The organism is Pseudomonas sp. BIC9C (assembly GCF_034541995.1).
In the GTDB taxonomy this organism is placed as follows: domain Bacteria; phylum Pseudomonadota; class Gammaproteobacteria; order Pseudomonadales; family Pseudomonadaceae; genus Aquipseudomonas; species Aquipseudomonas fluorescens_CC.
The window spans coordinates 231,065-257,790 of the sequence record NZ_JAWDGM010000003.1; the positions used below are offsets into that span (position 1 = coordinate 231,065).

Here is a 26,726-nt window from a genome sequence, read left to right on the forward strand (position 1 = left end):
GGGCTTTTCCGCAATGGGCGCAAGGTTACCATGGGCGGTCTACCCGACGCAGGCACCACGGCCCGGTGACGTCTTTTACGATGCAAAAATCATGTTATGCATCGATTATGCAATTCGGCATTTGTCTTCTTCGAAAAGAACAAGCACTATGCGCATTATGCAAAAACGCAACGTATCTACTGTCTTAAGAGCATTGCTCGATCAGCACGGGATCTCCCCTACGGAGCTTCACCGTCGAACCGGCGTGCCTCAATCCACGCTCTCGCGCATTCTCAGCGGGAAGATCGTCGATCCTTCGGATAAGCATATTTCGAAGATCGCCGAGTATTTCTCGGTGAGCACCGACCAGTTGCGTGGCCGCGCGGACGTCGCGCCTGCCGCTAATGCCGGGCGCACTCCTGTGCATTCGGAACTCAAGGATATAAGTCTGTGGGACGACGATACCCCAGTCGATGACGACGAGGTGTCGGTCCCCTTTCTTCGCGAGGTTGAATTGGCCGCAGGATCAGGAAGATTCGTCATCGAAGAAAGCGAGCGCTCTAGCCTGCGCTTCGGCAAACGAAGCCTGCGCCATAACGGCGTGCAGTTCGACCAGGCCAAATGCGTGACGGTGCGGGGCAACAGCATGTTGCCGGTACTGCGCGACGGTGCCACGGTCGGGGTCAATGCCGGCAAGTGCGGCATTGGCGATATCGTTGACGGCGACCTTTATGCAATCAATCACAACGGCCAATTGCGGGTAAAGCAGCTGTATCGCCTGCCGACCGGGATTCGCCTGCGCAGCTTCAATCGTGACGAACATCCGGACGAAGATTACACCTTTCAGGAAATCCAGGGGGAGCCGATCGTTATCCTTGGACATGTCTTCTGGTGGGGTATGTACGCCCGCTAATACCTGTGCTTTCGGATAAAACCCGCTCCTCAGGCGGGTTTTTTTTCGTGTGCTGAACGCATTGGGGCGCTTTGTGTATGCGTAAATGCATTGATTTTATATGCTTAAATGCATAGTCTGGTTGCCTATCCATGCAAGAGCGCGGAGTGGCCGTTCACTCAAGGAGGCATGAAATGACCGCTGAGCAATATGCGTTGCTGGACATGCCTCTGTGGCTGCTCATCATCCTGCCAATACTCGGTGGCGTTGCCGGTGAGATGTGGCGTGCCGATAAAGAGGGCGTTCGTGGCTGGCTCCTGATTCGGCGCCTGAGCCTGCGGTCTGGCTCCAGCATGATTTGCGGCGCCTCGGTCATCATGCTGCTGCACGCCGCCAATGTTTCCATTTGGGCTGCCTGTGCGGGTGGCTGTTTAACGGCGATGGCCGGGACAGACGTAGTTTTAGGGCTGTATGAGCGTTGGGCAGCCAAGCGCATCGGTATCGCTCCTGTTCCGCCCGGTGACGTGGAAGATTGATTCCCCCGACAGGCCTTTTCCAGAGCCTCTGGTTCTTTACATATTGATCGGTCCTGTCGCTTGCAAGTGCAGTCTGCTCGTGTACGGTTAACCCATCCCGCCCCATCAGGAGAAGACCGTGAAAGTAATCACCCAGCTCGCCGCTGACCTTGGCAGGCAATTGCAGATTCTCAATGCCCATGTTTCCACGGCCGAGTCCTGTACCGGAGGCGGGATCGCCGAGGCGATCACCCGTATTCCGGGTAGTTCGGCGTGGTTCGAGGCCGGTTATGTCACTTACTCCAATCTGCAGAAGAACCTGCAACTGGATGTCCCGGTGGAGTTGTTCACCGAGGTGGGGGCGGTCAGTCGCGAGGTGGTCGAAGCGATGGCCAAGGGCGCGCAGGAGAAAAGTCGCGCGTATTTTTCCGTGGCGGTCAGTGGCGTGGCCGGGCCGGACGGTGGTTCGCGGAGCAAGCCAGTGGGCACGGTATGGCTGGCCTGGGGCGTTGGCGAGCGAGTGTTCAGTGAGTTGCAGCACTTCGCCGGTGACCGCGACGAGGTGCGCCGACAAACGGTGAAGGCCGCGCTAGAGGGGCTGCTGCGGTATGCCGCGGCAGAAATCTCAAATCAGGGGTAGGCGATCCGGAAACGCTGTGGAATAATACTGGCTACTTATACAGGTGTTGGCCGTCAGGCCTTATTGATTACGTGAGGACTTTAATGGACGACAACAAGAAGAAAGCCTTGGCTGCGGCCCTGGGTCAGATCGAACGTCAATTCGGCAAGGGTGCCGTGATGCGTATGGGCGATCAGGACCGTCAGGCGATCCCGGCCATCTCCACTGGCTCTCTGGGGCTGGACATCGCTCTCGGCATCGGCGGTCTGCCAAAAGGCCGTATTGTTGAAATCTACGGTCCTGAATCTTCCGGTAAAACCACGCTGACCTTGTCCGTGATCGCCCAGGCTCAAAAAGCCGGCGCGACCTGCGCATTCGTCGACGCTGAACATGCCCTCGACCCTGAGTACGCCGGCAAGCTGGGCGTCAACGTTGACGACCTGCTGGTTTCCCAGCCGGACACCGGCGAGCAGGCCCTGGAAATCACCGACATGCTGGTGCGTTCCAACGCGGTTGACGTGATCATCGTCGACTCCGTGGCCGCCCTGGTGCCAAAGGCTGAAATCGAAGGCGAAATGGGTGACATGCACGTGGGCCTGCAAGCCCGTCTCATGTCCCAGGCTCTGCGTAAAATCACCGGTAACATCAAGAACGCCAACTGCCTGGTGATCTTCATCAACCAGATCCGTATGAAAATCGGCGTGATGTTCGGTAGCCCGGAAACCACCACCGGTGGTAACGCACTGAAGTTCTATGCATCGGTTCGTCTGGACATCCGTCGTACTGGCGCGGTGAAGGAAGGTGATGAAGTCGTCGGTAGCGAAACCCGCGTCAAGGTTGTGAAGAACAAGGTGGCTTCGCCGTTCCGTCAGGCCGAGTTCCAGATTCTTTACGGCAAGGGCATCTACCTCAACGGTGAGATGATCGACCTGGGGGTTCTGCACGGTTTCGTTGAGAAGTCCGGCGCCTGGTATGCCTACAACGGCACCAAGATCGGTCAGGGTAAAGCCAACTCGGCCAAGTTCCTGGCGGATAACCCGGAAGTCGCTGCAGCGCTCGAGAAGCAACTGCGTGACAAGCTGCTGTCCCCGGCATCGGTAGCAGACGCCAAAGCTTCTGCGGTCAAAGAGACCGAAGACGACCTGGCTGACGCTGATATCTGATCGAAGCGATGACCGCCGTACTCGATACACTCGTCGCGGTGCGGCGAACCGCAATGGACCTGCTCGCACGACGCGAGCACGGTCGTGTCGAGCTGACGCGTAAACTGCGTCAGCGCGGCGCCCTCCCTGAAATGATCGAAACAGCACTCGACCGGTTGACGGAAGAGGGGTTGTTGTCCGAAACCCGTTACCTCGAAAGTTTCGTTTCCTACCGTGCCCGTTCCGGTTATGGCCCTTTACGCATTCGCGAAGAATTGAGCCAGCGTGGCCTGCAGCGTACCGATATTGAGCTCGCCCTGCGTGAGAGCGGTATCGACTGGCAGGAGCAACTGGCCGATACATGGCGACGCAAGTTCTCAGGGCAATTGCCGGCAGACGCTCGGGAGCGAGCGAAACAAGGCAGGTTCCTGGCGTATCGGGGATACTCCATGGAAATGATCAACCGCCTGTTCAGCGGTCGAGGGATGGATGATTGAACTGAAACGGCCCGCTATTTCGATAGCGGGCCTTTTTTTTATGCCTCACGTAACCTTTGACGGCTCCCGCGTGCGCTGCTGTACCTGGGGTTTTGATTGTGCCCAGTTTTCCGGCAGGTTGATGTAGTCCACAAGCTCGCGCAGGCGGCCATGATTGCGGGCGTTGAAGTTGAAGACCAGCCGCGCCAGATGGCTGAATTCGGCTTCGTCGTGTTCTTCACTGCTGTAAACGTGCTGATGGAAATGGTCGTTCAGACACAGGTCGGCGAAAGCCACCTGCATGTGTTCGAGTGCGCTGTCGCTGAGTGCGTGATTCATGCGAATCAGGAACTGGTGCTTGAGCCAGCGACTGGAGTGGAAGTTGCTGTAGAACTGGTTGATGTGCTCTACCGCTTCTTCGACGTTGTAGACCAGTTTCACCAGCTTCATGTCTGTGGGCAGGATGTATTGGTTTTCCTCCAGTTGCTGGTGAATGAAGTCCAGTGCGCCTTGCCAGAATTTGCCACCCGGCGTGTCGAGCAGCACCACTGGCACCAACGGGCTTTTGCCGGTCTGGATCAGCGTAAGCACTTCCAGCGCTTCATCCAGGGTGCCGAAGCCACCCGGGCATAGCACCAGGGCATCGGCTTCCTTGACGAAGAACAGCTTGCGGGTGAAGAAGAAGTGGAAGGGCAGCAGGTTGGTCGTGCCGTCGACAGTGGAGTTGGCATGCTGTTCGAAGGGCAGGGTGATGTTGAACCCCAGGCTGTTTGCCAGTCCGGCGCCCTCATGGGCGGCGGCCATGATGCCGCCACCGGCGCCAGTGATGACCATCATGTCCGAGCGTGCCAGCGCAGCACCGAGTTCCCGGGCCATGCTGTAGAGCGGATGTTCCATGGGGGTACGGGCCGAGCCGAAAACAGTGACCTTGCGCCGCCCCTTGAACTGTTCGAGCACGCGGAAAGCCTGTTCCAGTTCGCGCAGGGCTTGCAGGGTGATTTTGGCATTCCAGCGGTTGTGGTCTTCCTGGGCCATGCGTAGCACGGTCAGGATCATGTCGCGGTAGATCGGGGTGTTCGGGCTGTCGGGTGAAATCAGCTTGAGCTGTTCTTCGACCTTGCTGATGAGGTCGTGGCCGCTTTCTTCGAAATGACGGCTCAGGAGGTCATTCGGTTGGTAAGGCATTCAACTTCTCCTTCTGCACAGAACCCTCGGCCCGACAACGTACGTCGGTGCCACGACACTTCATGTGTCGCTGTCTGCCCCGGCCCATGCCTGGGCGATCTACTTGACCCGAAAAACATCAGGTCATCCAAACAGGCTCTGTTTTTCCCTTGGATGAAAGAAACATTCGCACAATATGACAAGCGACGGGCAGCCCCTTTCCAGCCCTGAAAAAGTGAACGTGGATAACCTGAAATCTAGACCTTCACAGTGATTTGCGCTGACTTGATCATTGCGCCACAAAGTCTTTCCTGGCAACCGCTTATTGACGATATGCAAGGTGGTTTCACCGCTCGTCTGAACGTGCGTCGCATGTACCGCACTCTGATTTACTAAGTTACAGGTGTCACACGACAACTTTGCGTCACCGGCAGGGCGCACGGTACAAGCGGTTCAAGGATTTATCGCTCAAACAAGAGTGGAGTGCAGGGAGGCGGGAAGCCATGGCCAGAGTCGTTCTGGAGATCGATACGCAACTGTATCGATTGCTGAAGTCATCAGCCGAGACCCATCATTTGAGTCTCGAAGAGGAGTGCTGCCGGCGTTTGCGTGGCGGCGAACGCCGTTCGCATTACTTGCAGGCGCTGCTGGCGGAATTGCGCGCCGAAGATGAACAACGGCGCGCCAATTCGCGGTGATTACTTTTTCTTCTTGGTCGGTTGCAGGCAATCCGATTCCTGGAAACTTGCGGAGCCGACCGGACGGTTGGTCTTCACCTCGGTGAAGTCGTAACGCATGATCGCGCCCTTGGCCATCAGCTTGCGAAACCCTTCGTTCCTGCAGACAGAAGCTCCCAACTGGAAGTACACCGCTTTCGGGTCTGCACGCATCTTGTCGGCGTGGCTGCTCTGCACGCTCAGATGGTTGATCAGCTGTTTGCCTTCAACGGTGTAGCCTTGATCGAGTATGTCTTCGTTGATCGCTCGTGGAGTGCCGACGCTGCTCTGGGTGGCGACGTTTTGCAGCATTTTGTTCAGTTCCGTGTCTTTCAGGGACGCAGCCTGGGCGCTAAGGGACGACGCCAGCAAAATGGCCGCGGTAGGAACGATAAGGCGCAGCATGAAACTCTCCTGGTTCAGTGATGGGGGTTTGACCCGTCACGTGACTGTGCGTTCAGTGGCGGCGAATTATAGGGGAGGCAGGCTGGACGGTACAGGCTTGCGCCGGGCGGTCTGGTAAACTGCGGGTACTTTTTACCCTGTCGAGTGTTTTTCGTGTCGATTTCCCTTCTCTGCGGGCGTTGCCCGCCATGAGTCATCCCACCGCGCGCTTTGCCTTGAATGCCGTAGCCCGCCTGCGCGATCAGCGTGAGGAGGAGGGCATCAAGCCGATTCAGGCTCGCGGCTGGCGCGCGCCGCGTTGCCGTGACTGCCGGGTGATCGAGAGTCACTGCCTGTGCGCATGGCGCCCGCAGGTCGCTACCCGCTCCGGCGTGTGCCTGATCATGACCAACAAGGAAGTGTTCAAGCCGAGCAACACCGGTTGGCTGATCGCCGACGTGGTCCCGGACAACCATGCCTTTATCTGGTCCCGCACCGAGGTCGATCCGAAGTTGCTGGCGCTGTTGTCCGACCCGCAATGGCAGCCTTACCTGGTGTTTCCGGGGGAGTACGTCGCGCCTGAGCGTGTGACAAACAGCGTGGATGTCGATGGCACGAAGCGCCCGTTGTTCATTCTGCTGGATGCGACCTGGACCGAAGCGCGGAAGATCTTTCGCAAGAGCCCCTATTTCGATCGATTGCCGATCCTCAGCCTGCTGCCCGAGAAACTCTCCGCTACCGGTTGCGCCGCTCGACTCGCAGTGAGCACCTGTGCACGGCGGAAGTGGCGGCGCTGTGCCTCGACCTTGCAGGCGATGTAGCCGCAGCCTCGGCGCTGGATGCCTACTTCGATGTGTTCAGCCAGCACTACCTCGACGCCAAACATCAGTTGGACATGAACGTTTCGACCCCGGCGCACGCCGAGTTGATGCCTTATGTTCAACCGGTCACGCCATTGATGGACTGATTGTCTCGGATACTGCAATAAAGTGTACCGGCCATGCTGCTTGACCACCCCGGCTTCGCTGGGCATGCTTGGCGCCGATTAGGGTGCGGCCAAAGTTTGCAACGCGGTTTTTTGCGTTGAGCGTGCCTTGTAAGTGCAGCTCCGTGGCTGTGCCTTGAGTTGCTTTGGCGAGGCCCGAATGCATCGGGCGTCCCATGAAAAACAGGATCATTTGAAAAATGGCCACATACGAAATCCTGATTGCCGATGACCACCCACTTTTTCGTAGTGCCTTGCATCAAGCGCTGACCCTGGGCCTTGGCCCGGATGTCCGCCTGGTGGAAGTGGCGAGCATCGCCGAACTGGAAGTCCGCCTGACGGAAAAATCCGACTGGGATCTGGTACTGCTGGACCTGAACATGCCGGGGGCCTACGGTTTTTCCGGACTGGTCCTGCTGCGCGGTCAGTACCCGCAGATTCCGGTGGTCATGGTCTCGGCCCAGGAAGAGGCGACCATTATGGTCAAGTCTCGTGAGTTCGGCGCCAGTGGCTTCATTCCCAAATCCAGCGACTTGAGTGTGATCCAGAAAGCCGTGCGGGCGGTTCTCGATGGTGACGTGTTCTGGCCACCGCAGGCATTTGAAGCGGTCAGCGTTTCCGATGAGGCCAAGGCGGCCAGCGAAGGTCTTGCCAGCCTGACACCGCAGCAGTTCCGGGTGCTGACCATGGTCTGCGAAGGCTTGCTGAACAAGCAGATCGCCTACGAGCTGCGTGTTTCCGAGGCGACGATCAAGGCGCACGTAACCGCGATTTTCCGTAAGCTGAATGTGCGGACCCGAACCCAGGCCGCGCTGCTCTTGCAACAACTTGAGTCAATTTCCAGCCATTAAAGGCAGGCGACTTCACGCTTTTTTGACTTTGGTTGAACTAGCTTTCCCACTTCTTTTTTGTCAGTTGCCCACTCTATGTCACCTTTCAAAGGCCAGACCGGCCTGAAACGAATCCTCAATGCCTCCGGTTATTCGCTGGACGGCCTGCGCGCAGCCTTCACCGGTGAAGCCGCCTTTCGGCAACTGGTATTGCTCAACGTCATCCTGATTCCCTTGTCGTTCTTCCTGAATGTCAGCCGGGTCGAACGGGCGTTGTTGATCGCGGTATGCCTGTTGGCGTTGATCGTCGAGTTGCTCAACTCGGCAGTGGAAGCAGCCATCGACCGCATTTCCCTTGAACGGCATCCGCTGTCCAAGAATGCCAAGGACATGGGCAGTGCTGCCCAGTTCGTGGCATTGAGCATGATTGCCCTGGTATGGGCGGTAATTCTGCTCTAAGCGATCGTTGGCAGCACGATCTCGTCGCTGCGCTGAACCCCGGCGGTGAAGGCGCGGCACAGGTCGAGGAATTCGCGCATCGCCGAAGTCTGATATTTCTGTTTATGCCAGATGAAATAAAACTGTCGCGCCAGATCCAGATCCGGCGTCTCGACAGGCACCAGGCTGCCGCGGCGAAATGCGTCGCGCAAAGCCAGCCTGGAAATGCAACCGATCCCCAGACCTGATTCCACCGCGCGCTTGATCGCTTCAGTGTGCTCAAGCTCCAGGCGGATATTCAAAGAAGTGCGGTGATGGCGCATGGCTTGATCGAAGGTCAACCGTGTGCCGGAGCCTTGTTCGCGCAAGATCCACGCTTCGTGACTCAACTCCTCCATGGTGGCCGTGCCTCGCTTGGCCAGCGGATGCTGAGGGGCGCAAAACACCACCAGTTCGTCCTCGACCCAGCTTTGTACTTCGATGTCCGGGTGACTGCAGTCACCTTCGATCAGACCCAGATCAATTTCATAGTGGGCCACTTGTTGCACAATGTTGGCAGTGTTCTGCACGTGCAGCTTCACCTGGCTTTCCGGATGGCGCTGCATGAAGCTGCCGATCAGCAAGGTGGCCAGGTAATTGCCGATGGTCAGGGTCGCGCCCACGGCCAGCGAGCCGAAGCCGGACTTGCCGTTGAGCAGGTCTTCGATTTCCTTGGCCTGGTCCAGCAGGGCCACCGCCTGGGGCAGCAGCTGTTTGCCGAGCGCGTTGAGGCTCAGGCGTTTGCCGGCGCGGTCGAACAGCTGGCAGCTGCACTGGCGCTCCAGTTCGGTGATCGAGGTACTCGCCGCCGATTGCGAGAGGTTGAGCAGGCCCGCAGCACGGGATACGCTTTCCTGCTGGGCGACGGCGACGAATACTTGAAGTTGACGGAGAGTAAATCGCATATCGATATAACCGATAACCCTTATCTTAATAATCCATTTAACAGATATTGTCTCTGCCTTTAGAATGCGATGCAATTGCGCAGAGCCAGCTTTCTTTGCAGGGCAGGCGCCGAACACGCGCAGACCAATCTCCAGGAGTCCCACGTACATGAGCAACATGAACCACGAGCGTGTCCTCAGTGTTCACCACTGGAACGACACTCTGTTCAGCTTCAAGTGCACCCGTGATCCGGGTCTGCGCTTCGAGAACGGTCAGTTCGTGATGATCGGCCTGCAACAGCCCAACGGCCGCCCGCTTATGCGCGCTTACTCGATTGCCAGCCCGAACTGGGAAGAGCATCTCGAGTTCTTCAGCATCAAGGTGCCTGATGGTCCGCTGACTTCGCAGTTGCAGCATCTGAAGGAAGGCGACGAGATCATCATCAGCAAGAAGCCTACCGGCACGCTGGTACTGGATGACTTGAAGCCTGGCAAACATTTGTACCTGCTCAGCACCGGTACCGGTCTGGCGCCGTTCATGAGCGTCATCCAGGACCCGGAAACCTACGAGCGCTTCGAAAAAGTGATCCTGTGCCACGGCGTACGTTACGTCAACGAAGTCGCCTACCGCGAATTCATCACCGAGCACCTGCCGCAGAACGAGTTCTTCGGCGAAGCGCTGCGTGACAAGTTGATCTACTACCCGACCGTGACCCGTGAGCCGTTCGAGAACGAAGGTCGCCTGACCGACCTGATGCGCAGCGGCAAGCTGTTCAGCGACATCGGTCTGCCACCGATCAACCCGCAGGACGACCGCGCCATGCTGTGCGGCAGCCCGAGCATGCTCGACGAGACCAGCGAAGTGCTGAACAGCTTCGGCCTGAAGGTTTCGCCGCGGATGCGCGAGCCGGGTGATTACCTGATCGAGCGTGCGTTCGTCGAGAAGTGACCGCAGGTCACCTGTAGGAGCAGCCGGTCGACGCTCGATCGCTCGCGATGGTCGTTAACGATAACGCGGGAAGCCCGATACCCCGCGGCGTCTTCAGGTTTTTCGCGAGCATGCTCGCTCCTACAGAAGAATTGCAGCGCATCTAAAAAGCCCGCATGACCTGAAAAGGTCATGCGGGCTTTTTCGTTTCCGGTGTTCAGGCTTTCGCGGGAATTACTTCCAGGACGCGGATCAGCTCTGGTGTCGGATAATGCCAACGCACATCCAGATCCCAGAACTGCGCACCGTATTCCCGCTCGGGTGCAGGCGTTTGGTAGGCCGGGCGCGGATCCTGCGCCAAACATTGTTCGATCAACTCCACCAAGGGTTCCTCAAGGCGTTGAGCGTGCCTGTGAGCCTGTTGCAACGCTGCATCCGCCCACTGCACGGGAATCAGCTGCGGCGCGGCGCTGGCGATGCTGTTGGCGGCTGTATCGATGATGTCGGCGTAGGGCACGTAGGGTTTGATATCGAGAACCGGCGTGCCATCGAGCAGATCGATGCCCGAGATCCACAAGCGGTTGGCTTCGACCTTGTCCAGTTTCACCACTGACTGCCCGATGCCATTGGGGCGATGGGTTGCGCGGGTGGCAAACACGCCCATGGATTTATTGCCGCCGAGGCGAGGAGGGCGGACCTTCAAGCGAGGCTTTTCCTCCAGGGCCTGGTGGAACAGGAACAGCAGCCACACGTGGCTGACCTGCTCCAGGCCCTGTACCGCGTCCCCTTGATCGAACGGTGCCACCAGTTCCAGCACCCCACGGGCGGCCGGGGCCAGTTGCGGCTGACGCGGAATGGCGAACTTCTCCTTGAAGCAGGAGCGCACGAAGCCGATGGGGGAAACGCTGTAGGTCATGGTTTGAGGTCGAGGCGGGATTAAGTCAGGCATGATAACCCACGCGGCCTCTAGCCCGTTGGTGCCTGTCAGTCTGTCATCGCGGGAAAGCCACGCTCCCACAGGTTTTGTGATGGACACAATTCTTGTGTGCGCTCGAGTACCCTGTGGGAGCGTGGCTTGCCCGCGATGGCCGCACCGCCGATCTACAGGCTGAACCCACCATCCAGCGGAATGATATTCCCGGTCATATAAGCCCCGGCAGTACTCGCCAGGCTGATCGCCAGCGCCGCCATTTCCTCTTCGCGGCCCCAACGCTTCATCGGAATCAGCGCCGTATCCTGCGCCAGCGCCTGTTCATCATTGCCAATGTGCTGGGTCATCTTGCTCGAAAGCGCCCCGGAGCGATCACATTGACGTTGATGTGCTGGCTCACCAGTTCGCGCGCCAGAATCCTCGACAGTTGATGCAGCGCAGCCTTGCTTGGCCCGTAGGCATACGCCTGTTCGCCGAAGGATGAAATCCCTGCCACTGAGCCAATGTTGATGATCCGCGCGGGATTCTGCGCCGAGCCGGCCTTGCGCAGCAGGGGCAGGAATTGCTGGATACAGTTGAATACCGACGTCACGTTGAGCTGCATGACTTTTTCCCAACCCTTGATCGGGTAGCTCTCCAGCGGTGCACCCCAGGTCGTGCCGGCATTGTTCACCAGAATGTCCAGATGGGTGATCTGCTCGCCCAGGCGTGCGGTCAGTTGCAGGACGCCCTCTTCGGTGGCGAGGTTGGCCGCCATGGCATGGCAGCGCCCAAGCGCTCCGAGTTCGTCGGCGGTTTGCTGGCAGGCTTCGGCGTCGCGGGCACAGATGTACACGGTGGCGCCCGCCTCGACGTAGGCCTTGGCAATCATTTTACCGATACCACGGGTGCCGCCGGTCACCAGGGCGGTGCGGCCTAGCAGGGAAAAGTAGGGATGCATGGCGAATCCTGAAAACTGAGGTCTTTACACCCTAGCCGTCAGACGCCAGAAGCGGAGCCACTATTTTTGCGCGGAATGAGGGGCCATATTGCGTTGTAGGAGCTGCGGTGCGGCGTCCCGACTTGCCAGCGAAGGATGAGAGAGCGCCGCGTTCATCCAGTCAGCACGCGTTATCGTTTGCGACCATCGCTGGCAAGCCAGCTCCTACAGAAAACAGATGTGTCTTGAGCTTACTGCGGGCGCACTCGCAGGGTCAGGCCCTTGAGGAAATTGCGCAGCAACTGGTCGCCGCACGGGCGATAGTTGGTGTGGCCGAACTTGCGGAACAGCGCGCTCAGCTCAGGCTTGGACACCGGGAACTCGGCGGCCTTGAGGATCGCGTGCATGTCGTCTTCTTTGAGCTCGAACGCCACCCGCAGCTTTTTCAGGATGATGTTGTTGGTCACCGGCACTTCGATCGGCTGCGGCGGACGGCTTTCGTCCTTGCCGCGCTTGAAGATCACCAGGCCGTCGAGGAAATGTGCCATGACTTCGTCCGGGCAGCGTACGAAACCTTCCTCGTCTTCCTCTTTCTTGTCGAGGTAGGTCACCAGGTCCGGCTGGGCCACGTCCAGACCGCCGAGCTTGATGATCTCGATGACCTTCTTGTCGCTGATGTCGAGCATGTAGCGCACGCTGCGCAGTACGTCGTTATGAATCATGTGTGCAGTCCTGATAATTCAGCTATGGGCGCCGCCGAAAACAGCAGCGCCGAAAGGTGTGGCGGCGTGGGAAGCCTTAGAACTTCTCTTTGCCGGACAAGTAGCGCCATTGCCCCACGGGCACTTTGCCGATGGACACGCCGCCGATGCGGATGCGGCGGATGGCGACGACCTTCAGGCCGACGGCCTGGCACAGCTGGGCGATGATGCCCGGTTGCGGGTTCTTCATGGCAAAGCGCAGGCGGTTTTCGTTCTGCCAGCTGGCCTTGACTGCCGGCAACTCCTTGCCCTTGTAGGTCAGGCCGTGATTCAGGCGATTGAGGCCGTGAGCCACCATCTCGCCTTCAACCTCGACCACATACTCTTGCTCGATCTTGCTGGAGTCGGCGGTGAGTTTGCGCAGGATTTTCCAGTCCTGAGTGAACACCAGCAGACCGCTGGCGTTGGCCTGCAGGTCGGTGCTGGCGGTCAGTCGCAGAAAGTGCCCGCGCAACGGGCGCTTGCCGTAGCGGTGTTCTTCGCTCAGGGTCTCGGCACTGAGGGTGGCCATGGCGGTGTCCGCGTCCATGCCGGCGGGCACATTGAGCAGCAGGGTCACCGGTTCCGGCGCAGTGGCCTTGGCTTCTGGATCAAGCACGACTTTCTGGGTGTCGACCTTGAATTGCGGCTCGTCGATGACCTCGCCGTCGACGGTGACCCAGCCGCCCTCGATGAACAGCTCAGCCTCCCGACGGGAACAGCCGACGAGTTCGATGAGGCGTTTGGAGAGACGAATCGGGTCAGTCATGTCAGGGCCGTAACAAAAAGGGGGTGGGCATTGTACCTGCCTGGCGCCGGTTAATCGCGGGTCCATTTCAGTGTGGCTGCTTTTTGTGGGAGCGAGCCTGCTCGCGAATGCAATTTGTCAGCTGGCATCAATGTTGACTGACACAGCGCTTTCGCGAGCAGGCTCGCTCCCACAAAGGTTTCATGGTGTATCAGCCATTGCGCGTGAGCTTTTCGGCTTGGCGCAAGCGCATGTGCAGCAACGGATACGGTTGCCCCATACCATCGACTTCCGAGCGGCCGATCACTTCGAACCCCTGCTTGAAATAAAACCCCAGGGCTTGCGGGTTCTGTTCGTTGACATCCAGTTCGTCGGCGTTCAGGTGTTCCAGGGCATAGCGCAACAGTTTTGTGCCCAGGCCCTGGCCACGGTGGTCAGGGTCGATGAAGAGCATTTCGATCTTGCCGGCCGCGACGCCGGCGAACCCGGTGATGCGTTGGCTCGAATCTTTGGTGCAGATCAGCATCACCGCGTCGAGGTAGCGGGTGAGCACCAGGTTTTTCAGCAGTTCGATGTAGCTGTCGGGCAGAAAGTCGTGGGTGGCACGCACCGAGGCCTCCCAGACCCGGGTCAATTCTTCGTAGTCGCCGAGTTTCGGCGTGTGGATGACCGAATGCTGACGCATGCCTGTCTGCCCCTGTTGTGTGAGTGGTATGAATCCGTTCAATCTCAAACGATAGCCGTAAAAAAGCCCCGCATCTCGTCAAGAGAGCGGGGCTTTGCGTATTTTTTGCGTTTAGATCTGTTCAGCCCACAGGTCGTATTCGTCGGCGTCGGTCACTTTGCACCAGACCTTGTCGCCCGGCTTGAGGTTGCTGCCGTTGTCGATGAATACGTTGCCGTCGATTTCCGGGGCATCGAAGAAGCAGCGGCCCACCGCACCTTGCTCGTCGACTTCATCGACCAGCACTTCGATTTCGCGGCCGATGCGCATTTGCAGGCGCGCCGAGCTGATGGCCTGCTGGTGCGCCATGAAACGCTCCCAACGATCCTGCTTGACGTCGTCCGGGACGACTTCCAGGTCCAGGTCATTGGCCGGTGCACCTTCTACCGGCGAGTACTGGAAGCAGCCGACACGGTCGAGCTGGGCTTCGGTCAGCCAGTTCAGCAGGTACTGGAAGTCTTCTTCGGTTTCGCCGGGGAAGCCGACGATGAAGGTCGAACGAATGATCAGGTCCGGGCAGGTTTCGCGCCAGTTCTTGATCCGCGCCAGGGTCTTGTCTTCGAACGCCGGGCGTTTCATCGACTTCAGCACTTTCGGGCTGGCGTGCTGGAACGGAATGTCCAGGTACGGCAGGATCTTGCCGGCGGCCATCAGCGGGATCAGCTCGTCAACGTGCGGGTACGGGTAAACGTAGTGCAAACGAACCCAGACGCCCAGGGTGCTCAGGGCTTCGCAGAGTTCGGTCATGCGGGTTTTTACCGGCGCGCCATTCCAGAAACCGGTGCGGTATTTCACGTCGACGCCGTAGGCGCTGGTGTCCTGGGAAATCACCAAAAGCTCTTTGACGCCGGACTTGACCAGGCGCTGGGCCTCGTCGAGCACGTCGCCCACCGGCCGGCTGACCAGTTTGCCGCGCATCGACGGGATGATGCAGAAGCTGCAGCTGTGGTTGCAGCCTTCGGAAATCTTCAGGTAGGCGTAGTGGCGCGGAGTCAGTTTGATGCCTTGTGGTGGCACCAGGTCGATCAGCGGGTTGTGATCCTGCTTCGGCGGCACGACTTCGTGCACGGCGTTGACCACCTGCTCGTACTGTTGCGGGCCGGTCACGGCCAGCACGCTCGGGTGCACGTCACGGATGTTGCCTTCTTCGACGCCCATGCAGCCGGTCACGATGACCTTGCCGTTTTCCTTGATGGCTTCGCCGATCACTTCCAGGGACTCGGCCTTGGCCGAATCGATGAAGCCGCAGGTGTTGACCACCACGACATCGGCGTCCTGGTAGGTGGACACGACGTCATAGCCTTCCATGCGCAGCTGGGTAAGGATGCGCTCGGAGTCGACCAGTGCTTTGGGGCAGCCCAGGGATACGAAGCCAACCTTTGGATTGGCCGACGCAGGAGTGGTGGACATGTCTAACCTCGGTATTTTGTGACGCCTCGTGCCGAGTGCGGCAAGACGACGGACGGGCGCTTGTTTGGCGCCTCTGATCAAAAAGTGCGCAATTCTAGCGATGGTAAGCGCACTTGACCAGCTTTATGCAGGGAAATACGACGAGTGCTGCGCTATGCTTCGCGCCGTTACGCTTTACTGTTTTTTTACAGTCAACAAAACGTCTGTAACGTGAAGTAAAACAGCGCATGCTGCACGACAAAGCATAGTGCTTCTTTCAAAGAAGCCCGAGTCTGGGTAGTAGGAGTGGTGGATGGGTCAGGCAAGTAGTCAGACTGCGGGCGCCGAGCATTCGGCGGTGAAGCCGATCAGCATGCTGGTCGCGGCAGTCGGGGTGGTTTATGGCGATATCGGCACCAGTCCGTTGTACACCCTCAAAGAAGTGTTTTCCGGAGGCTATGGCGTGCCGGTCAACCATGACGGGGTGCTGGGGATTCTGGCACTCATTTTCTGGTCGCTGATCTGGGTCGTGTCGATCAAGTACATGTTGTTTGTACTGCGGGCCGACAACCAGGGCGAAGGCGGGATCATGGCCTTGACCGCACTGGCCCGGCGGGCGGCGGCGGGGCATGCCAGATTGCGCACGTTGCTGGTGGTCTGCGGACTGATTGGCGCGGCGTTGTTCTATGGCGACAGCATGATCACCCCAGCGATCTCCGTGCTGTCGGCGATTGAAGGCCTGGGCCTGGCATTCGAAGGCATCGACCACTGGGTGGTGCCGATATCGCTAGTGGTGCTGGTCGCGCTGTTTTTGATTCAGAGTCACGGTACGGCGCGGATCGGCATTCTGTTCGGGCCGATCATGGTCACCTGGTTTGTGGTGTTGGGCGCGTTGGGCGTCTATGGCATCAGCCAGCATCCAGAAGTCCTGGGGGCGATGAACCCGGTATGGGGTGTACGTTTCTTCGTGGATCATCCGGGCATGGGCGTGTCGATTCTCGGCGCCGTGGTGCTGGCATTGACCGGTGCCGAGGCCCTGTACGCGGACATGGGCCACTTCGGCCGCAAACCGATTGCACGTGCCTGGTTCATTCTTGTGCTGCCGGCGCTGGTGCTGAACTACTTCGGCCAGGGCGCGCTATTGCTTGGCGACCCCGAAGCTGCCCGTAACCCGTTCTACCTGCTGGCACCGAGCTGGGCATTGATCCCGCTGGTCGGCCTGTCGACCCTGGCCACGGTGATTGCCTCGCAAGCGGTGATTTCCGGTGCGTTCTCCCTGACCCGTCAGGCGATCCAGCTCGGTTACATTCCGCGCATGCACATCCGGCATACCTCCAGCGCCGAACAGGGCCAGATCTACATCGGTGCGGTGAACTGGGCGCTAATGGTCGGCGTGGTGCTGTTGGTGTTGGGTTTCGAATCCTCCGGAGCCCTGGCCTCGGCCTATGGTGTGGCGGTGACCGGGACCATGCTGATGACCAGCATTCTGGTGTCCGCGGTGATCCTGCTGCTGTGGAAATGGCCACCGGTGCTTGTGGTGCCGATCCTGTTGGGTTTCCTGTTGGTAGACGGTGTGTACTTCGCCGCCAACGTGCCGAAAATCGTTCAGGGCGGTGCATTCCCGGTGATCGCCGGTTTCGCCCTGTTTGTGCTGATGACCACCTGGAAGCGCGGCAAGCAATTGCTGGTGGAGCGCATCGATGAAGGTGGGCTGCCGCTGCCGATCTTCATCAGCAGCATTGCCGTACAGCCACCCCATCGCGTGCAGGGCACCGCCGTGTTCCTGACGGCACGGCCGGATGCCGTGCCCCACGCGCTGTTGCACAACCTGCTGCATAACCAGGTGCTGCACGAGCAAGTGGTGCTGCTGACGGTGGTCTACGAAGACATCCCGCGGGTGCCGCCATCACGACGGTTCGAGGTCGATGCCTACGGCGAAGGTTTCTTCCGGGTGATCCTGCATTTCGGCTTCATCGATGAGCCGGACGTGCCGCAGGCGTTGAAGCTGTGTCATCTCGATGAACTGAACTTCAGCCCGATGCGCACCACGTACTTCCTCAGCCGCGAGACGGTCATCGCCTCCAAGCTCGAAGGCATGTCGCGCTGGCGTGAGGCGCTGTTTGCGTTCATGTTGCAGAACGCCAACGGCAACCTGCGTTTCTTCAATCTGCCGCTGAACCGGGTGATTGAACTGGGGACGCAGGTCGAAATGTAAACCTGATCCTGTAGGAGCGAGCCGGCTCCGGGCGGCGTTCCGACGAAAAACCTGAGTTCACCGCGGGCATTCAGGCAGCCAGCGTTATCGTTGACGACTATCGTCGGAGCGCCGCCCGGAGCCGGCTCGCTCCTACAGGATTTGTGGCGTTGAATGAAAAGCCCCCGCTACCGTGAGGTAACGAGGGCTTTTTTCGGCTGGCTCAGATCACTCTGTAGCAGCCGTTTCCTTAGCCTGACGCTTCTCGATCACATCCACCAAACGCTTGGCCAGCGCCGGGTAGTTCTCGTCGAAGTGGTGGCCGCCAGGCAGCTTGATGGCTTCGCCCACTGCCGTCTTGTCGGTGCAGCCGCTCTCGTCGGTCTCTTCTTCGCCGTAGATGCACACCACTTTGGCGGCTGGCAGCTTGGCCATTTCCGGGCCGGTGGCGGCTTCCTTACCGGCGTTGCCGAGCCAGCCTTCGACTTCGATCTCGAAGCTGCCGGTACGGGCGAAGGCCAGTAGGATGATCGCGTCGACGCGTTGCTGCTCGGACTCGGCCAGGCGGTTGTAGATCGCCGGCAGGACATCGGCGCCGAACGAGTAACCGGTCAGGATGAAGCGCTTGGTGCCCCATTTTTGCCGGTAGTGTTGCATCAGTTCAGCCAGGTCCAGCGCACTTTGCTCCGGGCTCTTGTGCTGCCAGTAGTAGCGCAGGGTATCGATGCCGACCACCGGGTAGCCGATCTTGGCCATCTCGCCCGCCACATCGCGGTCGAGGTCGCGCCAGCCGCCGTCACCGGACAGGAACAGGGTCACGGTGTCCCTGGCCTGGCCGGCGGGCACTTCGACCACCGGGATCTGCAGGCCGCCAGCGGCCTTGTCGCCACCGACGAGGATTTTACGCAGTTCGTTGTTCAGCACTTGCGGCAGGTTGATGTCGTAGTCGCTGATGCTGGTTTCGGCGTTCGGTTGATCACGCACGAAACCTGCACTGGTGTCGTCCGGGTTGTCGTTCCATGCGACCAGCCAGTGACCGTGGGCAGCGCTTTTGGGCAGCAGGTGAGTGCAGCCGCCCTTTTCCAGGGCCAGGTCGACCGAGACGGCCTGGGCCTTGTCATTCTTCTGCTCGGACAACCAGCGCCAGGCCAGCACGGCACCCGGGCCGATACCGCTGACCAGGGTCGCCGGGCCTTTGAGTTCTCTGAGGCCCGCTTGCAGGGCCCGGCTTTGCAGCAGGCAGTCCTTGGGCAGGATCACCTGGACGATTTGCGCCGAGCCACTGCGGCTCAGGGTCAGCAATTGCTTGTCGCTGAGCTTCTGGTCTTCGTTGACCGCCACCAGCACCTGGGCGCGAGGCGTAGTGCCGGGGATGACGCGGGTCATCGTCGCACCATCGGCCGGGGTCAGCAATTCGAGGGTCGGTTCCGGTGCCGGGCGTTTCAGGTACCAGTAACCGCCACCGAGAATCAGGGCCACTATTACCAGTGTGCCCAATACATACCGCAAGGAGCGTTGAATCATCAGCGTTTCACCAATCCGGTCAAGCCGCCCGCGATCAGGGCAGCAGTGTCGGCCAGCGCAACCAGCGGATCGAGTCCGGCGGGCACGGCCATATAACGGGGTTCCCAATCAGGCTGGAACTTGTCTTTGAAGCGGCGCAAGCCTGGAAGTTGTACAGCTGCTCACCACGGCGGAATACCATCGAGCCCAGGCGCTGGGTCAAAGGTGCGCCGCGACGGGGTTGTAACCCCGACAACGGCACCATGCCCAGGCTGAAACGCGCGTATCCATGATTTTTATAATGCTGGATCAGGCCGACCATCATGAACTCCATGGTCAGCTTAGGGGCGTCCGGATGCGCGCGCATCAGGTCGAGACTGGCCAGGTCGTGGCCGTAGGTCTCGAGCAAGTTGGCGAACGCTACCGGGCGTCCTTCGAAACGAATCACCGCGATGCGGAAATACTTGAGGTAGTCATCGCTGAAGCGACCCAGCGAAAAACCTTTCTCCCGGACGTTCTTGCCGGTCAGCCAGGCATCGGAAATCACCTTGAGCTCATCCATCGGCGCGTGGCCCGGCTCAAAGATTTCCAGCGACAGGCCGTCACGGGTGCCTCGGTTCCAGGTGTAGCGCAGGTCTTTCATCTCCTTGCCCTTGGCTTCGAGATCAAACCGCTTGAGATCGACCCGGGCTTCTTCGCCGAGCTTGATCGCGGTCAGGCCGATGTCCATGTAGTAGGGCAGGTTCTCTGCGCGCACCTGATAGAACACAGGACGGGCGTGGTGGATGTCGCACAGGTCGCGGAACTGCCAGATCATTTCCGCCCGTTGCTGGCCCGGGCCGATCGGGTCATACAACGCCACCAGGCTGCGGCCACGGCGGGCGTACATCAGGAACGCCTCGTCATTGGGGTGGAACAACAGCGCCTTGTCACCGGTCAGGGCCAAGCCACCATCCGGTTGGGCCGATGCCATGAGGATCTTGCTGGCGCGCTCCAGTTCGTCGGACGACGGCAGGTGAATGACCGGACGCGCGGTACGCAGCAGCCAGGTCAGCGACACCACCACCAGCAGTACGGCAGCTCCGAGCAGCGAGCGCAGGCCACGAGGGGCATCGGCGTCCAGAGTGAACTGCCACCAGAGTTGGTGGCTGTACGGAACGTCCTGGTAGGCGAACAGCAATAACCAGATCGACGCCCCGAGCACGCACAGGCTGGCCACCAGGTACAGCGGCGAGAACGGTACTTCGGTCAGGCGGCTGGGGCGATAGAACGAGCGGCGGAATACCCCGAGCAGGCTCGCCGTCAGCACCATCAGGCTGGCTTCTTCCCAGTCGAAGCCTTTGAGCAGTGAGAGCAGGGCGCCGACCAGCAACAGAATGGTGGTCAGCATCCACGCCGCCGACAGCCGGCGGCGCAGCCCCTGGGCCAGCAACAGACAAAGAACGCCGACCAGGCTGGCGCCAAAGTGCGAAGCATCGACCAGTCGATGGGGGATCAGAAAACCGATGTGTTCCAGGCGGGTATCGATTTCCGGGGTGGCCCCGGAGAACAGCAGGACAACACCTGAGAGGAATACCAGCACCGCCAGAATCGGAGCCGCCAGGCCTGAGGCTGCGCGCAATGTCTGGCGTGTCTGGAACAGGCGCTGACCTTCGTTGATCAGCAACAGCAGGCAGGCCACCAGCAAGGGCAGGACCACGTAGATCAAGCGATAAAGCAGCAGGGCGGCCGCCAGTGGTGCGGCACCCAGGGTGTCGGAAAACGCCGCCAGCAAAATCGCCTCGAACACCCCGACACCGCCCGGCACATGGCTGAGCACGCCGGCGGCCAGGGCCAGCAGGTAAACCAGAAGGAACGCACCGAAGGGTGGAGTTTCCGGCAGCAACAGATAGAGCACGGTCGCGGCGGCGGCTACGTCAGGGCGGTGATGATCAATTGCAGGAACGTCAGGCGGCTCCCGGGCAAGCGCAAGGTGCGGCGCCCGACCTTGACCAGCAGGTTGTCCGGGTACGGCTGTTCCGGCAGCCGACGACGGTAGATGCCGATGGCCAGCACTGAAAACAGCAGGAGCACGGCGGCTGCCACCACGCCCAGCAACGTCTCGGAGATCCCCAGGGCGGTGGACGCGGCCGGCAGGTCGCTGAGCGTCGCCAGGGCGGCCAGCGGCGGCAGGGCGCAACCCAGCGAAAGGCTGGCGAACAGTGTCATGCGGGCGACTTCACCCGCTCCCACACCATGACGGGCATAGAGGCGATAGCGAACCGAACCGCCCGACAACATAGAAAGACCAATGGCGTTGCCGATGGCAAAGGCCGTGAAACCGCCCAGTGCCAGTGTGCGCGGTGTCAGGCTCACGCCGGCATAGCGGCTGGCCGACCATTCGTAGCCGAGCAGAATGATGAAACCCACTACAGTGGCGGCCAGGGCGCCCATCAAGGCTGGTTGTGGAACTTCGAGGATCGAATCGTGCAGCGCGTAAAGGTCGAGCTCGCTCAGCAGGTGACGACAGGCAATCAGCGCGATCGCGAACAACAGCAGAGTGACCGCCAGGCCAATGGGTTGACGGTATTTGCTCAATCGATCAAGCAGGCGCAGACGCTCAGCCTTGATCGGTTGTGTCGCTGTGACAGTGTCTTGTGAATCAGACGAGTTGGCGCGCATCAATCACCTCTTGGATTGTGCGCGACAGGATGGGGGTATCCAGCCAAGTTACCAATCCCTGTAGAAAAAAATAATCACAAATATTAACGCCTATCACCGGGCAGCGGGGACGGCGCGACATCAGTCGTGAAGGCTTCAGCCTGCGATAGAGCATAGTCTGAACCCGGCGCCTGGGTGACCCAAGCGGCTTGCTACACAGTGACAGATCATTGTTGCGAAAGGACTTTTTCAACAGATACAAAAAAGGCCACTCTTTCGAGTAGCCTTTTTTGATGTTTGGTTGCGGGAGCCGGATTTGAACCGACGACCTTCGGGTTATGAGCCCGACGAGCTACCAGACTGCTCCATCCCGCGTCTGTGTGGCGGCATTCTATAGAGTAATGCCGGGGTGTCAACCGTTAATCCTGAAGCAGGTCAAATAAACGTTGAATCGCGGCAAACGGTCGCAGCCTTGGCCTAAGTTTCGGAATCAGAACGATTTCTGCTTTCTGCTCGATTGAGCGGGTCGGCTGGTTTCGGTGCTCGGTGCTGCAAAACAAGCACGCACAAAAAAGGCCACTCTTTCGAGCAGCCTTTTTTGATGTTTGGTTGCGGGAGCCGGATTTGAACCGACGACCTTCGGGTTATGAGCCCGACGAGCTACCAGACTGCTCCATCCCGCGTCTGTGTGCCGGCATTCTATAGAGATACGCCGGGGTGTCAACCTTCAATTCAGATAAAACCTGTTCCGCTTCAATCGGTTAGCTTGCTGAGGGGCAGGCTTGTCAGCCTGTGAGGCAGACGGGGCAAGGCCTGCGGCTCTATCGCGAATGTTTTTTCGATTGAAAAAATAAATTTACCAAGGACATTTCCCACGAGTCGAAAAGAACATTCAGACTACTGGTGCTATATACAGGTGTCGGTGAGATACTGCATATCCGTCATACCCAGACGCCTTTTCCTTGCCATGAACACTGCTTTGCCATGACTCAGCGAAAGATCATCCACGTCGATTGTGACTGTTTCTACGCCGCCATTGAGATGCGTGACGACCCGCGTCTGGCCGGCAAGCCATTGGCGGTGGGCGGGTCGGCGGATCGGCGCGGGGTGATCGCCACCTGCAATTATGAGGCGCGAGCGTACGGGGTGCGTTCGGCAATGTCCTCCGGGCATGCCTTGAAGCTGTGTCCGGACCTGATCATCGTCAAGCCACGCATGGATGCCTATAGAGAGGCGTCCAGGGAAATTCACACGATCTTTCGCGATTACACGGAGATCATCGAGCCGCTCTCGCTTGATGAGGCGTACCTCGATGTGTCGGACAGCGCGCATTTTGCGGGCAGTGCGACGCGAATCGCCCAGGACATCCGGCGCCGGGTTTCCAACCAACTGCATATCACCGTGTCGGCGGGTGTGGCGCCGAACAAGTTTCTGGCCAAGATCGCCAGTGACTGGAAGAAGCCCAACGGCCTGTTCGTCATTACTCCGGACCAGGTCGAGGACTTTGTCAGTGGCTTGCCGGTGAGCAAATTGCATGGGGTCGGCAAAGTTACCGCCGACAAGCTCGGCAAGCTGGGTATCTCCGATTGCCTGCAATTGCGCGAGTGGGACAAGTTGGCGCTGGTACGTGAGTTCGGCAGCTTTGGCGAGCGACTCTGGAGTCTGGCCCGTGGGATCGATGAGCGCGTGGTGCATAACGACAGTCGCCGTCAGTCGATCAGTGTCGAAAACACCTACGACGTTGACCTGCCGGACCTGAAGAGTTGCCTGGACAAGTTGCCCGAGCTGCTGGAGACCCTGGCCGGTCGTATGGCGCGAATCGACAGCAGTTATCGTCCGGGCAAGCCATTCGTCAAAGTGAAGTTCCACGACTTCACCCAGACGACACTGGAGCAGGCCGGGGCAGGGCGGGATCTGGGAAGTTATCAGTTGATGCTGACCCAGGCCTTCAATCGCGGCGGTAAACCGGTGCGGTTGTTGGGCGTCGGCGTGCGGCTGGAGGACTTGCGGGGTGGGTTCGAGCAGATGGAGTTGTTCGAGCGGTAGGTTTGTGGTGAATGTGAGGGCCCCTTCGCGAGCAAGCCCGCTCCCACAGGAGATTTGAGGCGTTCACAAATCCAGTGTGGGAGCGGCGGTGCGGCGATCCGACTTGCTCGCGAAGCTTTTAGCTTTTGGCTTTTAGTTCAGCCCCGGATTCGCCACCAGTCGTTCGCCATTGCGGGCCAGCGACTTGAGGAACTCGCTCTGCAATTCGGGATCATTGCGCGTCAGTTCGATCAGGCTCTGTTCCAGCTCACTGGCTTCTTCTTCAAGACCCAGTTCCGACAGGCGCTTGACCCGGTGTACCCACTGGCTCACCTCATCACCTTCGAGGTCGTCGTAAATCAGGCCGTGGGCCTCATAGAGCTTGCTGCGCAAGTTGCTGCTGATAGCCAGGGTGGAATCGCTGTGCACGTTGCCCTGGGCATCCTCGACACGGATCAGCAACCGGCTCAGATGGTTGATGTCATTTTCGGCGAACGGGCTGTCCAACAGATTCAGGCGTAGCACGCCGTTTTTGTCGGTGGTCAGCTCGAAGGTTTCCTTGCCGGCCTTGACCTCGACCGGACGCTCGCTCCAGGGCAGGCTTGAGTATTCCGTGCGCTTGTCGCGCTGGACTTCACCAATACCGGCCAGGTTTTGCTGCGCGCGGCCGTGGGATTGCACGTTCATGAACGGGTTGAGCCCGGCGAAACCGTAGCTCAGCCAGTCCTTGGTCACGCTGTCCGGCAGATTGCCGAGGGTGAACACATTGACCACGTTGGCACCGATACCCGCCACCACGGCCACCGCGCCCAGCGGGATTTCGTAAATTTCCCGCCAGGGTTGGTACGGCGTATAGCGGTCGTAGTGACGCGTGACTTCGTACTCGGTGACTTCGAAAGTCTTCTGCTCGTGAATTTTCACCCGCCGTTGCGGCAGCTCAAGCACCTTGGGCTCACCGACATCGATCTGCAGGCTGTGATCGAGCAATTTGCGCTCGACACGTTCCTCTTGCTCGCTGCGTTGTGACATGTGGTTGGCACAGCCGCTGACCAGCAGGGTGCCGCACAAGGCGGCACCACCGAGGCCTAAGGTGTTTCGCTTGAACATGACGCCTCTATATCTGGTATCAGCGACGGATGCGGGCCTGAAGGAAGGGCAGCACGTCCGCGACCGGCAGCGCTTGTGCGTCGGCCTCGGTACGGCTCTTGTATTCCAGGTTGCCTTCGGCCAGGCCGCGATCGCTGACCACGATCCGGTGTGGAATGCCGATCAGCTCCATGTCCGCGAACTTGATGCCCGGGCTGGTTTTCTTGTCACGGTCGTCCAGCAACACTTCGAAGCCGGCAGCGGTCAGTTCCGCGTACAGCTTGTCGGTGGCTTCGCGAACCTGCTCGGTTTCGTAGCGCAGCGGCACCAGGGCAATCTGGAACGGCGCGAGCGTGTCGCTCCAGATGATCCCGTTTTCGTCGTTGTTCTGCTCGATGGCAGCCGCGACCACGCGGGACACGCCGATGCCGTAGCAGCCCATTTCCAGGGTGACCGGCTTGCCGTTCTCGCCCAGCACTTCGCACTTCATCGCTTTGCTGTATTTGTTGCCCAGCTGGAAGATGTGCCCGACTTCGATGCCGCGCTTGATTTCCAGGATGCCTTTGCCGTCCGGGCTCGGGTCGCCGGCCACGACGTTACGCAGGTCGGCAACGGTCGGAACAGGCAGGTCGCGCTCCCAGTTCACGCCGAAGTAGTGTTTGTCGTCGATGTTGGCACCGATGCCGAAGTCGCTCATCAGTTCGACAGAGCGGTCGATGATGATCGGCAGCGGCAGGTTCAGCGGGCCGAGGGAACCGGCACCGGCGCCAATGGCGTCGCGCAGTTCGGCTTCGGAAGCCATGACCAGCGGGCTGGCAACGCCTGGCTGGTTGGCCGCCTTGATTTCGTTCAGCTCGTGGTCGCCACGTATGATCAGGGCAATCAGCTTGCCTTTTTCTTCAGCGTGCACCACGAGGGTCTTGATGGTTTTTTCGATCGGCAGGTTGAAGCCTTCGACCAGTTGCGCAATGGTCTTGGCGTTCGGGGTGTCGATCAGGCGCAGTTCTTCAGTCGGAGCGGCGCGCGAGGTTTCCCGTGGCACGGCTTCGGCTTTCTCGATGTTTGCGGCGTAGTCGGAGCCGTTGCTGAAACCGATGTCGTCTTCACTGGACTCGGCCAGCACGTGGAACTCGTGGGAGCCGGCACCGCCGATGGAGCCGTTGTCGGCTTCAACAGGGCGGAACTTCAGGCCCAGGCGGGTGAACACGTTGCAGTAGGCCTGGTGCATGCGGTCGTAGGTGACCTGCAGCGAAGCCTGGTCGGCGTGGAACGAATAGGCGTCCTTCATGATGAATTCGCGGCCGCGCATCAAGCCGAAGCGCGGGCGGATTTCGTCACGGAATTTGGTCTGGATCTGGTACAGGTTGATCGGCAGCTGCTTGTAGCTGCTCAACTCGTTGCGCATCAGATCGGTGATGACTTCTTCGTGGGTCGGGCCGGCGCAGAAATCGCGACCGTGGCGATCCTTGAAGCGCAGCAATTCAGGGCCGTACTCTTCCCAGCGCCCGGACTCCTGCCACAGCTCAGCCGGTTGCGTGCTCGGCATCAACACTTCGAGAGAGCCGGCAGCGTTCATTTCTTCACGAACGACGGCTTCGACCTTGCGCATTACCCGCAAGCCCATCGGCAGCCAGGTGTACAGGCCCGAGGCGAGTTTGCGGATCATGCCGGCGCGCAGCATCAGCTGGTGGCTGATCACGACCGCGTCGGAAGGCGTTTCTTTCTGTGTGGCGAGCAAAAATTGACTGGTGCGCATGGTTGGCCGTTATCGATTGCTGATGACGAGAAATGACGGAGCATTGTACGGGTGAGTTCCGCTGGCGTACAGGCGTGCGG

At 59.5% G+C, this 26,726-nt stretch carries 23 protein-coding genes, 2 tRNA genes and 3 pseudogenes; 12 read left to right on the top strand and 16 right to left on the bottom strand.

The window, feature by feature from the left end:
- The first annotated feature begins 157 nt into the window (after positions 1-157).
- The 5 genes from RS887_RS15635 (at position 158) to recX (ending at position 3,644) form a co-directional block, all read left to right on the top strand.
- Positions 158-892, top strand: a complete 735-nt coding sequence (locus tag RS887_RS15635; protein ID WP_322616347.1) for a LexA family transcriptional regulator — start codon at positions 158-160, stop codon at positions 890-892.
- 173 nt (positions 893-1,065) lie between these two features.
- On the top strand, positions 1,066-1,407 hold the full coding sequence (locus RS887_RS15640) for a phage holin family protein (protein WP_322616058.1): 342 nt from the start codon (positions 1,066-1,068) through the stop codon (positions 1,405-1,407).
- A gap of 118 nt (positions 1,408-1,525) precedes the next feature.
- Positions 1,526-2,026 (top strand): CinA family protein, encoded by a 501-nt coding sequence (locus tag RS887_RS15645; RefSeq protein WP_322616059.1) that lies wholly within the window; start codon positions 1,526-1,528, stop codon positions 2,024-2,026.
- 83 nt (positions 2,027-2,109) lie between these two features.
- Positions 2,110-3,168: a recombinase RecA gene (gene recA / locus RS887_RS15650; protein ID WP_057400859.1), complete on the top strand. Its 1,059-nt coding sequence runs from the start codon at positions 2,110-2,112 to the stop codon at positions 3,166-3,168.
- An 8-nt stretch (positions 3,169-3,176) separates the two neighbouring features.
- The gene (gene recX, locus RS887_RS15655; protein WP_008054083.1) at positions 3,177-3,644 is read left to right on the top strand and encodes a recombination regulator RecX; all 468 of its coding nucleotides are present in this window, start codon (positions 3,177-3,179) and stop codon (positions 3,642-3,644) included.
- A gap of 45 nt (positions 3,645-3,689) precedes the next feature.
- Here the strand turns inward: recX and RS887_RS15660 are convergent, their stop codons facing one another.
- The gene (locus RS887_RS15660) at positions 3,690-4,808 is read right to left on the bottom strand and encodes a TIGR00730 family Rossman fold protein (RefSeq protein WP_322616060.1); all 1,119 of its coding nucleotides are present in this window, start codon (positions 4,806-4,808) and stop codon (positions 3,690-3,692) included.
- 482 nt (positions 4,809-5,290) lie between these two features.
- On the opposite strand from RS887_RS15660, the gene RS887_RS15665 reads away from it, so the two are divergent.
- On the top strand, positions 5,291-5,485 hold the full coding sequence (locus RS887_RS15665; protein WP_057716151.1) for a hypothetical protein: 195 nt from the start codon (positions 5,291-5,293) through the stop codon (positions 5,483-5,485).
- Here the strand turns inward: RS887_RS15665 and RS887_RS15670 are convergent, their stop codons facing one another.
- Positions 5,486-5,908: a PA3611 family quorum-sensing-regulated virulence factor gene (locus RS887_RS15670; protein WP_322616061.1), complete on the bottom strand. Its 423-nt coding sequence runs from the start codon at positions 5,906-5,908 to the stop codon at positions 5,486-5,488.
- 188 nt (positions 5,909-6,096) lie between these two features.
- On the opposite strand from RS887_RS15670, the pseudogene RS887_RS15675 reads away from it, so the two are divergent.
- Positions 6,097-6,854: pseudogene (locus RS887_RS15675) on the top strand (tRNA-uridine aminocarboxypropyltransferase).
- Here RS887_RS15675 and RS887_RS15680 read toward each other — a convergent pair.
- Positions 6,835-7,080 (bottom strand): hypothetical protein, encoded by a 246-nt coding sequence (locus RS887_RS15680; RefSeq protein WP_322616062.1) that lies wholly within the window; start codon positions 7,078-7,080, stop codon positions 6,835-6,837. The pseudogene RS887_RS15675 and the gene RS887_RS15680 sit on opposite strands and share 20 nt — an antisense overlap.
- Between RS887_RS15680 and erdR the strand changes: the two genes are divergently transcribed.
- Together erdR and RS887_RS15690 are read left to right on the top strand one after the other, a co-directional pair.
- Positions 7,073-7,723: a response regulator transcription factor ErdR gene (gene erdR / locus RS887_RS15685; RefSeq protein WP_322616063.1), complete on the top strand. Its 651-nt coding sequence runs from the start codon at positions 7,073-7,075 to the stop codon at positions 7,721-7,723. The two genes, RS887_RS15680 and erdR, sit on opposite strands and share 8 nt — an antisense overlap.
- A gap of 75 nt (positions 7,724-7,798) precedes the next feature.
- Positions 7,799-8,161: a diacylglycerol kinase gene (locus RS887_RS15690; protein ID WP_007996906.1), complete on the top strand. Its 363-nt coding sequence runs from the start codon at positions 7,799-7,801 to the stop codon at positions 8,159-8,161.
- On the opposite strand, the gene RS887_RS15695 is transcribed toward RS887_RS15690, so the two are convergent.
- Positions 8,158-9,084: a LysR family transcriptional regulator gene (locus RS887_RS15695; RefSeq protein ID WP_043302480.1), complete on the bottom strand. Its 927-nt coding sequence runs from the start codon at positions 9,082-9,084 to the stop codon at positions 8,158-8,160. The genes RS887_RS15690 and RS887_RS15695 overlap by 4 nt on opposite strands.
- Positions 9,085-9,232: 148 nt before the next feature.
- On the opposite strand from RS887_RS15695, the gene fpr reads away from it, so the two are divergent.
- Positions 9,233-10,012, top strand: coding sequence for a ferredoxin-NADP reductase (fpr, locus tag RS887_RS15700; protein WP_003443014.1), 780 nt, complete (start codon positions 9,233-9,235; stop codon positions 10,010-10,012).
- A 196-nt stretch (positions 10,013-10,208) separates the two neighbouring features.
- Here the strand turns inward: fpr and tsaA are convergent, their stop codons facing one another.
- The 6 genes and pseudogenes from tsaA to rimO all read right to left on the bottom strand — a co-directional run bounded on the left by tsaA (position 10,209) and on the right by rimO (position 15,463).
- The gene (gene tsaA / locus RS887_RS15705) at positions 10,209-10,907 is read right to left on the bottom strand and encodes a tRNA (N6-threonylcarbamoyladenosine(37)-N6)-methyltransferase TrmO (protein ID WP_322616064.1); all 699 of its coding nucleotides are present in this window, start codon (positions 10,905-10,907) and stop codon (positions 10,209-10,211) included.
- A 185-nt stretch (positions 10,908-11,092) separates the two neighbouring features.
- Positions 11,093-11,862: pseudogene (locus RS887_RS15710) on the bottom strand (SDR family oxidoreductase).
- A 230-nt stretch (positions 11,863-12,092) separates the two neighbouring features.
- On the bottom strand, positions 12,093-12,563 hold the full coding sequence (locus tag RS887_RS15715; protein ID WP_322616065.1) for a DUF1456 family protein: 471 nt from the start codon (positions 12,561-12,563) through the stop codon (positions 12,093-12,095).
- Between the two features lie 76 nt (positions 12,564-12,639).
- Entirely contained in the window at positions 12,640-13,350 is a 711-nt protein-coding gene (locus RS887_RS15720; protein ID WP_322616066.1) for an rRNA pseudouridine synthase, read from the bottom strand.
- A 190-nt stretch (positions 13,351-13,540) separates the two neighbouring features.
- Complete coding sequence (locus RS887_RS15725) at positions 13,541-14,014, bottom strand: GNAT family N-acetyltransferase (protein ID WP_111281418.1); 474 nt, start codon at positions 14,012-14,014, stop codon at positions 13,541-13,543.
- Positions 14,015-14,125: 111 nt separating this feature from the next.
- On the bottom strand, positions 14,126-15,463 hold the full coding sequence (rimO, locus tag RS887_RS15730; protein ID WP_322616067.1) for a 30S ribosomal protein S12 methylthiotransferase RimO: 1,338 nt from the start codon (positions 15,461-15,463) through the stop codon (positions 14,126-14,128).
- Positions 15,464-15,815: 352 nt separating this feature from the next.
- Between rimO and RS887_RS15735 the strand changes: the two genes are divergently transcribed.
- Positions 15,816-17,657 carry a potassium transporter Kup gene (locus tag RS887_RS15735; RefSeq protein WP_416339978.1) on the top strand — a complete coding sequence of 614 codons (1,842 nt, stop codon included), beginning with the start codon at positions 15,816-15,818 and terminating at the stop codon, positions 17,655-17,657.
- A gap of 207 nt (positions 17,658-17,864) precedes the next feature.
- On the opposite strand, the gene RS887_RS15740 is transcribed toward RS887_RS15735, so the two are convergent.
- The 4 genes and pseudogenes from RS887_RS15740 to RS887_RS15755 all read right to left on the bottom strand — a co-directional run bounded on the left by RS887_RS15740 (position 17,865) and on the right by RS887_RS15755 (position 22,462).
- Positions 17,865-19,160 carry a virulence factor family protein gene (locus RS887_RS15740; RefSeq protein ID WP_322616069.1) on the bottom strand — a complete coding sequence of 432 codons (1,296 nt, stop codon included), beginning with the start codon at positions 19,158-19,160 and terminating at the stop codon, positions 17,865-17,867.
- Positions 19,160-21,800 (bottom strand): annotated as a pseudogene (gene mprF / locus RS887_RS15745) (bifunctional lysylphosphatidylglycerol flippase/synthetase MprF). Before mprF ends, RS887_RS15740 begins: the two are co-directional and overlap by 1 nt.
- Before the next feature lie 277 nt (positions 21,801-22,077).
- Positions 22,078-22,154 (bottom strand) — tRNA-Met (locus tag RS887_RS15750).
- Between the two features lie 231 nt (positions 22,155-22,385).
- A tRNA-Met gene (locus RS887_RS15755) sits at positions 22,386-22,462 on the bottom strand.
- Between the two features lie 301 nt (positions 22,463-22,763).
- Between RS887_RS15755 and dinB the strand changes: the two genes are divergently transcribed.
- On the top strand, positions 22,764-23,825 hold the full coding sequence (gene dinB / locus RS887_RS15760) for a DNA polymerase IV (protein WP_322616070.1): 1,062 nt from the start codon (positions 22,764-22,766) through the stop codon (positions 23,823-23,825).
- Positions 23,826-23,957: 132 nt separating this feature from the next.
- Here the strand turns inward: dinB and RS887_RS15765 are convergent, their stop codons facing one another.
- Both RS887_RS15765 and RS887_RS15770 read right to left on the bottom strand, forming a co-directional pair.
- Entirely contained in the window at positions 23,958-24,911 is a 954-nt protein-coding gene (locus RS887_RS15765; RefSeq protein ID WP_322616071.1) for a hypothetical protein, read from the bottom strand.
- 19 nt (positions 24,912-24,930) lie between these two features.
- On the bottom strand, positions 24,931-26,646 hold the full coding sequence (locus tag RS887_RS15770) for a proline--tRNA ligase (protein WP_322616072.1): 1,716 nt from the start codon (positions 26,644-26,646) through the stop codon (positions 24,931-24,933).
- Between the last annotated feature and the right edge of the window lie 80 nt (positions 26,647-26,726).

Excerpts from the sequence above, each read along its gene's own strand:
- dinB (WP_322616070.1), top strand. The coding sequence starts at position 22,764 with ATGACTCAGCGAAAGATCATCCACGTCGATTGTGACTGTTTCTACGCC.
- RS887_RS15740 (WP_322616069.1), bottom strand. The coding sequence starts at position 19,160 with ATGATTCAACGCTCCTTGCGGTATGTATTGGGCACACTGGTAATAGTG.
- RS887_RS15735 (WP_416339978.1), top strand. The coding sequence starts at position 15,816 with ATGCTGGTCGCGGCAGTCGGGGTGGTTTATGGCGATATCGGCACCAGT.
- RS887_RS15690 (WP_007996906.1), top strand. The coding sequence starts at position 7,799 with ATGTCACCTTTCAAAGGCCAGACCGGCCTGAAACGAATCCTCAATGCC.
- erdR (WP_322616063.1), top strand. The coding sequence starts at position 7,073 with ATGGCCACATACGAAATCCTGATTGCCGATGACCACCCACTTTTTCGT.
- recX (WP_008054083.1), top strand. The coding sequence starts at position 3,177 with ATGACCGCCGTACTCGATACACTCGTCGCGGTGCGGCGAACCGCAATG.
- RS887_RS15640 (WP_322616058.1), top strand. The coding sequence starts at position 1,066 with ATGACCGCTGAGCAATATGCGTTGCTGGACATGCCTCTGTGGCTGCTC.
- RS887_RS15725 (WP_111281418.1), bottom strand. The coding sequence starts at position 14,014 with ATGCGTCAGCATTCGGTCATCCACACGCCGAAACTCGGCGACTACGAA.
- RS887_RS15665 (WP_057716151.1), top strand. The coding sequence starts at position 5,291 with ATGGCCAGAGTCGTTCTGGAGATCGATACGCAACTGTATCGATTGCTG.
- rimO (WP_322616067.1), bottom strand. The coding sequence starts at position 15,463 with ATGTCCACCACTCCTGCGTCGGCCAATCCAAAGGTTGGCTTCGTATCC.
- RS887_RS15715 (WP_322616065.1), bottom strand. The coding sequence starts at position 12,563 with ATGATTCATAACGACGTACTGCGCAGCGTGCGCTACATGCTCGACATC.
- RS887_RS15635 (WP_322616347.1), top strand. The coding sequence starts at position 158 with ATGCAAAAACGCAACGTATCTACTGTCTTAAGAGCATTGCTCGATCAG.
- RS887_RS15695 (WP_043302480.1), bottom strand. The coding sequence starts at position 9,084 with ATGCGATTTACTCTCCGTCAACTTCAAGTATTCGTCGCCGTCGCCCAG.
- fpr (WP_003443014.1), top strand. The coding sequence starts at position 9,233 with ATGAGCAACATGAACCACGAGCGTGTCCTCAGTGTTCACCACTGGAAC.
- RS887_RS15770 (WP_322616072.1), bottom strand. The coding sequence starts at position 26,646 with ATGCGCACCAGTCAATTTTTGCTCGCCACACAGAAAGAAACGCCTTCC.
- RS887_RS15660 (WP_322616060.1), bottom strand. The coding sequence starts at position 4,808 with ATGCCTTACCAACCGAATGACCTCCTGAGCCGTCATTTCGAAGAAAGC.
- RS887_RS15670 (WP_322616061.1), bottom strand. The coding sequence starts at position 5,908 with ATGCTGCGCCTTATCGTTCCTACCGCGGCCATTTTGCTGGCGTCGTCC.
- RS887_RS15765 (WP_322616071.1), bottom strand. The coding sequence starts at position 24,911 with ATGTTCAAGCGAAACACCTTAGGCCTCGGTGGTGCCGCCTTGTGCGGC.
- tsaA (WP_322616064.1), bottom strand. The coding sequence starts at position 10,907 with ATGACCTACAGCGTTTCCCCCATCGGCTTCGTGCGCTCCTGCTTCAAG.
- RS887_RS15720 (WP_322616066.1), bottom strand. The coding sequence starts at position 13,350 with ATGACTGACCCGATTCGTCTCTCCAAACGCCTCATCGAACTCGTCGGC.
- recA (WP_057400859.1), top strand. The coding sequence starts at position 2,110 with ATGGACGACAACAAGAAGAAAGCCTTGGCTGCGGCCCTGGGTCAGATC.